The sequence below is a fragment of the Salinivibrio sp. PR919 genome (assembly GCF_001995355.1).
Classification (GTDB): domain Bacteria; phylum Pseudomonadota; class Gammaproteobacteria; order Enterobacterales; family Vibrionaceae; genus Salinivibrio; species Salinivibrio proteolyticus.
Genome location: NZ_MUFL01000096.1, coordinates 1 through 10,815, shown reverse-complemented (window position 1 = coordinate 10,815; position 10,815 = coordinate 1). Strand labels below are relative to the sequence as shown.

Below are 10,815 nucleotides of genomic sequence, written 5' to 3'. Positions count from 1 at the left end.
GTTATATACTGTCTAATAATATAAAAGCTATTCAAACACGTATCATGATGAGCTAAGACACTGATTATGCTATCCTCCCCGTTTTTCACAGCAGCTATGTAGGGACGCGTTTAGCTGACGAGCTATATGAGATTAAACAAATGTGCCTGAATAAAGAATCTGGTCAGTCTGTACAGGTTTTTGTTATTAGTTTGCGGGAATCAACTGAGCGTAGAACGCGAATAAAAAACCAACTAAATCAAAGAGGTATTGAATTCCAGTTTTTCGATGCAATTGATTCTCACTCGCATATGGGTGCATTGAGAAAATTTGAAAATGCACAAAAAACAAGAAAAATCAAAGGTTATCGACTGAAACCTGCAGAGTTAGCTTGTTTTGCCAGTCATCGCCAACTGTGGGAAAAATGCATTGAGAAGAATAAGCCCATCGTTATTATCGAAGATAACGTGGATCTACATGATTTTCATCCTAAAGACCTTTTTAATATCAGCGAACAGACACGTGATTTTTCTTATATAAAACTCTCTGCAACACGAAAAAGAGTCTTCCTTAAAATAAAAAAACTATGTAACAAGTATTATTTAGGGCAATATGTGAGTAATACTTGCGGTACGACGGCTTATATTATTAGTCCCATCGCAGCGAAAGCTTTTTTCGATAGTTCACAGCAATTTATTGAGCCGGTAGATGACTATATGGAAAAAATTTGGAAGCATGGCGTGAAAGCCTACAGCATATCACCTAGTCTATTTTCTCGTGCAAAAATCAGATCAACGATCGGTTCTGGTTCGAGAAGAAAGGTAAAAGAAAATATTCGTATAATGAGCCGATTTTATATTGAACTCTATAGGGTTTTTGAGTTTTTATTACGAATTTTCTGTTTTTTAGACTGGTTTAGAATAATAAAATTAAAATACAGAAAAAGTTAAATGAGGGGTGAGCATGTGGGAGTATAAGAAGATGAAACTTTGGAATATACAGTCAGTTGCTGACAGTAAATCATTTGTGACTTTGATGATTTTGTGCTGTCTAGGTTATGCTGTATTTAAAACATCTTATCGGTGGATTGGTGATATATTCCAATCAATAGTTATTCTAGGTGTGTTATTTTCACTCTATTATGACCGAGGGAGTAAAACAAAAGAGCCACTATTTTTTTTAATGCTTATATCCGCGATTGTTCCAGTTTTAAGCTGGATTAACGCATTGTTTAAATACCCGGATATAGTAGATTCTAGCCCTGACTTTGGCGCTATAGTGAACTTCTACTTTTTTCTTTTTATCACTTATTGGATTAAGCGCGATAGGTTGTTCATAAATGGTTTTATGATCGCGTTCTGCTTCGGTGTGTTGTTAACCTTAGTCTCTTACTCACCAAATATTATTAATGAGTTCCTTCTAGGTATGAGTGGCGAGCGTATTGATTTTTCATATGTCAATGCGAATCACCCAGCAGCACTGTTAGGGGCGTCTATTATCGTTGCGGTGAGTTTGTTTATTAGAAAATCGAGCAATACGCCTTATTTTTGGAGATTTGCGTATGTAATGCTTGGTTGTTTTATTCTGGTCGCATTGTTTGCGCTCATTTTCACTCAATCTCGCCAATCATGGCTTGCACTTATCGTCAGTTTGGGACTAATGTTGTGGGTTGGCGTGTATCGAAAATATACACTAAACCCATGGCTAATATTATTCATAGTGGCAGGGTTAACTATACTTATCGCCATGCTCTTAGCTCATATACCAATAATCCATGAGCGATTAATGACTGAAAAAGACGTCATACTCGCCATATTATCGTTTGATTTAGATAAAATACCCTTCTCAAGTATCGGTATTCGAATCCATCTTTGGGCTGAATCATTAAAATGGATTGCAGAGAACCCATTGTTAGGTATAAGCCAACATGGACGAGCACTCGTCATTTCTATGTCTGAAGGGATGCCCGATGACGTAGTAAATAACTTCACACACTTACATAATGGTTATATTGATGTTCTTGTCAACTATGGGGTGGTAGGGCTAAGCGTTTTTATTTTTAGCATATGGTCTTTACTCCGTAGAGGGATGGATAAAACGCAAAAAACTCAATGTGCCTGCTTAAGCGTAGGCTTCATTATTTTCTTCCTTACTATTAATATGTTTGAGTCCTTCCTAACATTTAAATCAGGGGAGTTTATATTCAACTCAGTGGCTGCAATGATTTTATCCATGATTTATAACGAAAGAGAAAAGGGCGATGCTTAAATGATTAATAAAATACATGCGGTTTGGCTAGGTGATAAAATGTCACCCTTTTCGCTAGCCTGTGTGGATGACTGGATAAAGCAAGGTTATGACGTAAAAGTCTGGACAGAGAAGGATCCAGAAGTACAAACTTGGATAGAAAATTGTGAATTTGCGAAGGCATGTCTTTCTCGGGGCCTTTATGCCTTTGTTAGCGATTATCTCAGGCTTAAAGTATTAGCAGAGCATGGTGGATTGTATCTCGACACTGATGTGACGATTAGGCGCGATCCATTTGGCTTGTTTCATCATTGTGACTTCGGAGTAGGTTATGAAGACAGTGAGAATGTTGGCACCGCTGTTATCTATGCATTACCTCATTCCAGTGTGTTGAAAAAAACGATCGATTTTTATGAAAATGAAATACTAAGTTCCCCTTATTTTATGGGGCCAAAGATCATGACGGAAATGATAAATAGGCATAAAAAAGACTCGTGCTTGGAACATGAGATAAGAATATTCGAAAAAGACACTTTCTATTTTTATAATGGTGATGGAGTCATCCCCGATTTTCCAYCAACCTCATATTTAGTCCACTGGTTTCAACATAGCTGGAAAAACCCCAGAAAAGAAGTATACCTAAAATCTAAGCATTTAGGTTTCTGGGGTAAGTTGTATGTTTATCAAAAATACTTATTTCGTTTTAGAATGAAATAATTTTGAATAAAAAACATAGCGCTTCGTATTCAGACGTATAATTAATCACTTCTATGTAGATGATAGAAAGATAGAAGCGCTATTTTGGGGGGTTATCCTCCCCCTAGGCATACTCGCCTAATAAAGCTTACAGAGTTTGGACTGAAATCATAAGCTATCTGTTATCGTTCCCTAAGGTCTAGGTCCTAATAAGTCCTTTCTAGTATTAGCCTATCATTCCGTGATCTATCCCTTCTTTTCAGTAGTAAACGGACTAAAACATCTACAGGTTGTACGTAGCACGTTATCTTTAAAGCAGTTTTTAAAAAACAGCGCTCTTTATCTGAAGACCAAAATGTGTAAACTGCAGGTGTTGAAGGTTGAGCAATGTGTTGTGTCTGAGTGACCAGTCTACGTGTCTAGCATTCGTCTGACACAAGCGACCGTATGGCAAGTTAAGGTTCAACCTAGTGTAAAAATGATAACCGCGCATAGAGGAGCGATACCTCCGGGCGGTAGCGTGTCTAAATTATCTCTGCTTGATTTTTTAATATATTTTTCAGTTAGTTGCATGGATTGATTTAGCGTTCATATGCAAAGCGACTAGAAGGCTAAAAAGGGATGAACAGCACTTCGTTTGTACTTCAACATGGGCGATGGATAGCCACTTTAATACTAATCACGTCAATACTGATAATAACGACACCTGTCAAGGCCTCACCTTGGTTGGAGCCAAATGATCCATTTATGCGCGCTGATCTTACTGCATTGTCTGATGCAGGCGAACTCAGTGCGCCCATTAATCAGTATCCATTGCGTTGGTCAAGTTTTTACGATGACACGTCGGTTCAGCATCAGAACAATGTCGACCAACGCCCAATCAATGGTGCGCGTTATCAAATGCTCAATACGGCTCGAAGCCACGTTCGCTATCAGGGTCAAGCTGCAAAATTTAATCGTGCGCCAATAGCATTTGACGCGTATTGGGCGAATGACCCGTCGACATCGCTCGACTATGGTGATACGCCTCGCCATGAGTGGTCAGTGGGGGCGGCGTATCAATATATGAGTAATCGATTTGCGTTCAAGGTCGCGAATCAATACCGCCGAGATGCCAATGGTGACGATGAATACACATGGCAAGGGACATACTTGGCGCTTAATGACGGACGCTGGCTGTTTACGTTAGGCCAAATTGAGCGTTGGTGGGGACAAGGTTGGCAACATAATCTTATTTGGGGGAATCAATCAGAGCCTGCGCCGAGTGCATCGTTAAGCTATTTAGGTGATGATAACCTTTTATTGGGTTACTGGTCATTCGAAACGGTCTATCAGTTGCCAGAGAAGACTGGATACGATACCCATTGGGCGGCACGCTTAATGAGTCAACCCTTCAGACTGTTCCAACACGGGGTGACTTACCAGAAATGGCAAAACCCTAATGGACTTTACCAAACGAGTGAACAGTGGGCTTGGGACGCTAAACTTGCCCTACCAGCGTCTGACTTTCCATTGACGCATGCGTTGTATACAGAACTGGCAACTGATTACAAAGGTAAAGAATTAGCGGCCACTGTTGTCGGTTGGAGTGGTCAAACTGAGATACGACAACAAAGTATACGTTTGGTGCTCGAGCAGCAAACGACTCATCATGGCTTTGAATCCTCGCTAGCGTATACGCCAGCCATAGATCAATCTCTTTCATCTGATCAATTAGGAGGTAACAGCACAACTTATGGACTGAACGAAAGCCGTTCGATAGCCGTGTATGCCCAATTGAGTAACGATCATAAGATAAAATTAATGACGGCTGAACACGAACAAGGCGCTCACTCTTGGCGAAATATAGAAGCAAGCTACCGACTACCGATTGCGACGGCTATGCTCACATTGGGTGCGAGCCAAACGGACGATGGCGCACCGGACGTAGCAGATTCAAATGTACGTGTTTGGCTTAATTACCAAATGCGATTTTAACTGTTGCCTTTATTGACATTCACAGTACGGAACACGCTCATATGTTAATGCTCTTATCTTCTTTCGGGCGGTCTTTTAGCGCCTCCCTCACTACTTGTGCTTCCTTTGCTCATAATACAATGCGACATATACTGGCATTATTTGTTTGTGCATTGCTAACAGTCTCTCTAGCACATGCGGCAACGCCAACGGCAAGCCAGTTAGAACAATTTAAAAAGTTACCAAGGGCACAGCAAGAGCAACTCGCGCGTCAATATGGTGTGGATCTTGATCGCTGGATCGATAGTGCAACAAGCAATAATCAACAGCCTGCCCCTTCTGTAGTACCTTCCCGACCTGAACGCATCGGTGGCTCACAAGCCTTCTTAGAGCGTGCCTTACAGCAAGAAAATACTCCCTCAAAGACACTTGAACCCTTTGGCTACGCATTTTTTGACGGAGAGCCAACGCCGATGGTTGCTGTACACGACCTCCCTTTGCCGAATGATTATCGAGTAGGGCCCGGCGATGTGCTCGATATCCAAGTATTTGGAAAAGAGAACCAAGCGTACCAACTCAAAGTTAAACGTGATGGATATATTCATTTTCCCGAATATGGTCCGATGCAAGTCGCTGATGAGACATTTAGCAAAGTACGTGAGCAAATTCGCACAATGTTTGCGGAGCGTGTGATTGGCGTAGATGTCACTGTGGATATTAGTGCGATGCGCACAATGCAAATCTACTTGGCTGGTGAGGTAAAACAGCCGGGTGCGTTTACTGTGAGCGGGCTGACTACAATGACACAAGCACTCATTGCAAGCGGTGGAGTAAAAAAGACCGGCTCACTACGTTATATCCAGCTAAAGCGCAACGGCAAGGTGATAAACACGTTGGATTTATACGCGCTTTTACTAAATGGCGACGCGCGTAACGATGTTCGCCTGTTGAAGGGAGACACGCTATTTGTGCCTACTCGTGGCGCTCAAGTCAAAGTTGATGGAGAAGTATTGCGCCCAGCTCTATACGAATTAAAAGAGAAAACATCGCTGATTGACATACTGACCATGGCAGGAGGAAGCCTACCTGAAGGATACCTCTCGAGTGTGAGTGTCAAACGTGTAACGGAATCCGGTGTCCAACCTTTTAGTGTAGATATGCGTACACCCAAGGGACAAGCCTTTACCGTGAAAAACGGCGATGCTATTCACATAGCCAAGAGTAATGAGGCTTTCGACAATGCTGTCGTAGTGCGTGGTGAGGTTGTTCGTCAAGGCGCTTACAACTTCGAGCCAGGCATGACGGTAGCGGACGTGATAAAAAACCGTCGCGATCTAAAGCCGAGCGCTGATCTTAATTATGCGCTGGTAGTACGTGAAATCGACGCTGAACGTAATATTGATGTCCTACAGTTTAAACTGGGTACAGCGCTAGAGCAGCCGAGCTCTTCCGAGAATCTACGCTTGCATAAAKGCGATCAGATCTTCGTGTTCAACAATGGTATTGATAGTCAGTTTTGGGACGAAACCGAAATAGATCAAAGTGAATCAAAAAACGCTCAGCAAAACCAAATGTTGAGCCAACAGGTCACACGTATTCCTCTTACTGCGAACATACCTTTGTCAGACACTTACACTCAACAGACGAAAAATCAGCAGAGTGACACGACTACCCAGCAAATAAGATATGCTCAACAACCTGAAGGCGGTGCCCCTCGCGTATTTATCGACCCAGCAACAGGGGCTGAAGTGCAAGTACAAAATGTTCAAAACCAAACCCAATTGATAAAGGCATTGACGCAAAACGATGAAGAAGGCCAACCTTCACATCGAGAGCAAGAGCTCAAGCCCATTATTGAGCGTTTGAAAGATCAAGCAAATATTGAATCAAACGCTGCGATTGTTGAGGTGAGTGGTGCGGTAAAATACCCAGGTATCTATCCACTCCCCACAAATGCGACATTCCAACAGCTCATTGAGGCAGCGGGGGGACTGACGGAAGCCGCTTATCTAGGCCAAGCAGAAATTACACGTCGTCAAGTTGTGGATGGTCGACTTACGGTCCGTCATTACCCAGTTAATGTAGAAAAAGCGCTCAACGGAGAATACCAACAGTTTAAAATTAATCGTCAAGACCGAATCAATATTAAGACCAAACCGAACTGGCACAAAGATAACGTGATTGAGCTACAAGGTGAGGTTCGCTTTCCAGGGGTTTATGCTTTTGAGCGTGGCGAAACCTTAAAAGATGTGATTGAGCGTGCAGGCGGGTTAACCGAATTTGCTTATCCTAAGGGCGCCGTATTTAGCCGAGAGCGACTCAAGCGCCAAGAAGAAGAGCGTTTAAAAATGCTTAACCGGCAGCTTAAACAAGAAATTAGTAGTCTTGCTTTACGTCGCCAAACCAGCAGTGCGCAGTATACGACCAGCCCGTCGGAAGCACTATCGATTGCTGAAGAGCTCCAAAACGCCGAGGCGGTAGGTCGAATGGTGATCTCTTTGCCCCGTGCGCTTCAGGGTGATGACGTGGCCAATATCATGGTAGAAAGTGGTGATAAACTTTACGTGCCACCGAAAAATCCAGTAGTTAGCATTATGGGTGAAGTGCAATTCACTTCAAACCAACTGTTTGAACCCAGTATGACCGTCAGTGACTACATTGAATCTGCGGGAGGCACTAAACAACAAGCAGATACCGATCGTATTTACGTGGTTCGTGCTGATGGCTCAGTCATGATGCCAAATAATAGCTTCTGGTTTAGTCGCAACCAAAAACAGCTTGAACCGGGCGACACCATCATCGTGCCAATCGATACCGATTACCTAGACGGCCTAAGCACTGCCTCGACCGCGACTCAAATTCTCTATCAAATGGGTATCGCGTGGAAAGCAGTGAATGATTAAAGTGGGGCGGAGGAGCTTAGATCCTAGAGCCTAGGTCCTAGATCCTAGGGTGATAAAGCGTAGGTAATGGAATAGGATTAGATGCGCCAACTTGATTTTGAAAGGCTTGAAGTGTGGAAGCGTAGCTGTCGACTTTCTTCATCGGTATATAAAACGTTCGACGCATGCAAAAATTACGGTTACAAAGACCAAATAATGCGAAGTGCATTATCCGTTGCTTCTAATATTGCAGAAGGTGAAGAACGAGAAACGCCTGCGGAATCAGCAAGATTTTTGTATATTGCCAAAGGGTCTGCTGGTGAGCTTATCACCCAAATATATATCGGTATCGAAGCTGGGTTTATAGACAAGCAAACTGGGATGGGCTTCGTCCAAGAAGCGAAAGAAATTGCTGCGATGCTAGCTGCGCTCATTAAACGCCGTAAAGGGATGGTACGTGAGGAAGCGGGCGGATATAACTATTAGTAGTAAGCGATTAATAGTCATCCCAGCGGAAAAGCGACGCGTTTTCTTAGAAATTTTTTAATATTTTGAAAATAATCCTACAACCTAGACCTAGGTGCTCTTCCTAGGATCTAGGACCTAGGATCCTAGGACCTTTTAACGAATGGAAAATACACCACAACACTACCAATCCCTCCCCATCTCCCCATTGGCGGCGGATGACGAAATCGACCTCCGAGAGCTGTTTGCCGCCTTATGGCAAGGTAAGTGGCTGATCATTGCAATGACCTTCGTTTTTGCCGTGGCTGGGGTGGGGTATTCGCTTTATCYTCCCAATACCTACAAATCCGAGGCCTTGCTCGCACCTGCCAACGAAAAAAGTGGTGGAGGGTTGGCCAGTATGGCCGGTCAACTCGGAGGTTTAGCTTCTCTTGCGGGCGTGAATATTAGCAGCGAAGGCGGCAGTGAAACCCAAATTGCGCTGGCGACGTTGCAATCACGCCAGTTTATTAGCGAATTTATTCATCAGCATGAATTAGCCGTGCCGCTGGCAGCCACAGAAGGTTGGGATGATGAAATGAATCAATGGATCATTAACCTAGAGCGCTACAACCCAGAGACAAAAACTTGGCTAAAACCCGACGATGCCCCGGCGGACCAACCTGCCATGCCAACAGATTGGCAATTATATAAAGCGTTTTCATCCAAGCTAGAAACCAACAAAAAAAAAGACAATGGCTTAATCACCCTTAGTTTTGAGTCTCAGTCTCCGGTGTTTGCTCAGCAAGTGGTTGAGTTGTTGGTGAACGACATCAATGCCCATGCGAAAAAAGAGAAACTAGCAGAAACCAAAACCAACATTGGCTACTTGCGCCAACAGCTTGAAAACACTAACCTCACTCAAATGCAAAATGTGTTCTACCAACTGATTGAAGAGCAAACTAAAAACTTGATGCTGGCCGAAGTGCAAGACGAATTTGTGTTCAAAACCGTCGACCCGGCCATTGTCCCCGAAGAAAAAGCCGGCCCCAAACGTGCATTGATCTGTGTGCTGGCAACGCTACTTGGCGGTATGCTGGGTGTCGCGATTGTGTTAGTGAGATTTGCATTTAGGAAAGATGAAGATGAGAATCTAGGATCTTAGATTCTTGCCATTTTTTCTCTATCAGTAAAAGTTAGAATACGGAATACGGAATACGGAATACGGAATACGGAATACGGAATACGGCAACTCGTGCCCGCATTGGCCTTCGCTCTTTCTGTGATCTATATTCAGTCATTTATACTTGGAATTGAGGGACGGCTCGCTTCGCTAATAGAGTGCGGAGAAGAGCAAGAGGCTTAATATCTGCACATCTGCACGGCATTCATTCTTCGTATTTCGATTCAATGTACTAGAAACTCTGTGTTAGGTTAAAAAGAAGGTGCCTGGAGAATGAGAACGGTGCACGTCCAGAATTTTAAAAAATAAGGTAAATGGTTTTGAAATTATTAGAAACGAATATAAAAGCATTTACTCAATATAAAAGAATTACTTGCGTATTGGGCTAAAATTATCTTACGACTACGCTATGAAGTCTTTTACGACGAAGGTTTAATAGAATTTCTATGGTCGTACCTAGGCATTACTAGAATGATGACTTCCATAGGCTTTTTATTCATATTTTAGTGGTTAGTTACGGTAACGGGCATTTATAATGAAAACTATTGCGATAATTCCAGCGAGATCAGGTTCAAAAGGTATACCGAATAAAAACATTCGTTTGCTAAATGGTAAGCCACTAATATTTTATGCTATAAACAATGCGCTAAGCTGTGATCTAATTGACGAAGTTATAGTGTCTACCAACTCGAAAGAAGTAGAGATTATCGCTATCCAAATGGGAGCTAAAGTACATTGGCGGAACGAGGAGCTTTGTGGTGACGAGGTAACTCTCGATGGGGTTATTTATGATTCGATAATGAACTACTCTGTGAGTGATGAAGACATCGTAGTCACTATGCAGCCAACGTCGCCTACATTAAAAACTAAGACACTAAAATCGGCATTGAGCTTTTTTAAAGAAAGTAGACTAGAATCTCTAATATCCTGTGTCAACAAGCCTCACTTAGCATGGCGACAAGACGAGTTTGGAAATAAGTTTCCAGACTATGAAAAGCGACTCAACAGACAGTACYTTCCTTCATATTTCTTAGAAACGGGCGCTTTTTTGATTACACGGAGAGCTTGTATCACTCCTGAAACTAGACTTGGCAAAAAAATTGATGTTTTTGAGGTTAGTGAAGAAGAATCAATTGATATTGATACATACTCTGACCTTAAATCTGCAGAACAAGTGTTATCTAACTATAAAGTTGCCTTTTATGTGAACGGTAATACTAAACGTGGACTCGGTCATATCTATCGGTGCCTCGAACTCGCTGATGAATTCTATGTGAGTCCGGACATTTACTACGATACAAATCAAACAACGCGCGAGACTTTTGGCGAAAGCACTCATAATTTTATTGGTGTCAATGGCATTGGTGAATTATTTGAAGTGCTATCTAGTAGAAAATATGATTTATTTATTAATGACATACTTAACAC

The 10,815-nt window shown here is 42.4% G+C and carries 8 protein-coding genes; all 8 read left to right on the top strand.

Going from position 1 to position 10,815, the window contains the following annotated elements; genetic code table 11:
- Positions 1–140: 140 nt before the first annotated feature.
- Positions 141–929, top strand: a complete 789-nt coding sequence (locus tag BZG83_RS14510) for a glycosyltransferase family 25 protein (protein WP_077481586.1) — start codon at positions 141–143, stop codon at positions 927–929.
- A 31-nt stretch (positions 930–960) separates the two neighbouring features.
- The gene (locus BZG83_RS14505; RefSeq protein WP_158074970.1) at positions 961–2,247 is read left to right on the top strand and encodes an O-antigen ligase family protein; all 1,287 of its coding nucleotides are present in this window, start codon (positions 961–963) and stop codon (positions 2,245–2,247) included.
- Positions 2,248–2,943, top strand: coding sequence for a glycosyltransferase family 32 protein (locus tag BZG83_RS14500; protein ID WP_077481582.1), 696 nt, complete (start codon positions 2,248–2,250; stop codon positions 2,941–2,943).
- 726 nt (positions 2,944–3,669) lie between these two features.
- Positions 3,670–4,899, top strand: coding sequence for a capsule assembly Wzi family protein (locus BZG83_RS14495; protein WP_158074969.1), 1,230 nt, complete (start codon positions 3,670–3,672; stop codon positions 4,897–4,899).
- A gap of 152 nt (positions 4,900–5,051) precedes the next feature.
- Positions 5,052–7,781, top strand: a complete 2,730-nt coding sequence (locus tag BZG83_RS14490) for an SLBB domain-containing protein (protein WP_338012844.1) — start codon at positions 5,052–5,054, stop codon at positions 7,779–7,781.
- An 81-nt stretch (positions 7,782–7,862) separates the two neighbouring features.
- Positions 7,863–8,246 (top strand): four helix bundle protein, encoded by a 384-nt coding sequence (locus BZG83_RS14485; RefSeq protein WP_077481578.1) that lies wholly within the window; start codon positions 7,863–7,865, stop codon positions 8,244–8,246.
- 142 nt (positions 8,247–8,388) lie between these two features.
- A complete protein-coding gene (locus BZG83_RS14480; RefSeq protein WP_077481576.1) occupies positions 8,389–9,369 on the top strand; it encodes a Wzz/FepE/Etk N-terminal domain-containing protein in 981 nt (326 codons plus the stop codon).
- 553 nt (positions 9,370–9,922) lie between these two features.
- A partial coding sequence (locus tag BZG83_RS14475; protein WP_131825098.1) for an acylneuraminate cytidylyltransferase family protein occupies positions 9,923–10,815 on the top strand: 893 nt, incomplete at its 3' end.

What these genes read in the sequence shown, in the direction of transcription:
- BZG83_RS14495 (WP_158074969.1), top strand. Translation starts at nt 3,670, where the DNA reads ATGCGCGCTGATCTTACTGCATTGTCTGATGCAGGCGAACTCAGTGCG.
- BZG83_RS14505 (WP_158074970.1), top strand. Translation starts at nt 961, where the DNA reads ATGAAACTTTGGAATATACAGTCAGTTGCTGACAGTAAATCATTTGTG.
- BZG83_RS14510 (WP_077481586.1), top strand. Translation starts at nt 141, where the DNA reads ATGTGCCTGAATAAAGAATCTGGTCAGTCTGTACAGGTTTTTGTTATT.
- BZG83_RS14485 (WP_077481578.1), top strand. Translation starts at nt 7,863, where the DNA reads ATGCGCCAACTTGATTTTGAAAGGCTTGAAGTGTGGAAGCGTAGCTGT.